Annotated in this window: 1 protein-coding gene; it reads left to right on the forward strand. The window is 59.2% G+C overall.

The annotated features are described in order from the left end of the window. Positions 1-299, forward strand: a 299-nt coding sequence (locus HMPREF2678_RS04665) for a Rib/alpha-like domain-containing protein (protein WP_210382700.1), incomplete at both ends; no start/stop codon positions are given.

Consider the following 299-nt stretch of genomic DNA (forward strand, 5'->3'; position numbering starts at 1 on the left):
GTCACTGTTACGGTGAAGCCTGCCAACGAGATTCACGATCCGCAGTACACCGGTACTACTGATGTGGAGCAGGAGAGCACTGCGACCGTTGCTGCGCCGGAAGGTGCTGCTGGTGGCGTGAAGTTCACTGCTGGTGAAGGTGCTCCGGACTGGGCTACCGTCAACGAGGATGGCTCCATCACTGTCAAGCCGGGGCTGGCCGTAAAGCCTGGCGATTATGACATCCCGGTTGTCGCTACCTACCCGGACGGTTCCACTGACGATGCGACCGCTAAGGTGACCGTTACTAAGAAGCCGGA

It is taken from the genome of Corynebacterium sp. HMSC058E07 (assembly GCF_001809885.1).
Taxonomy (GTDB): Bacteria; Actinomycetota; Actinomycetes; order Mycobacteriales; family Mycobacteriaceae; genus Corynebacterium; species Corynebacterium macclintockiae.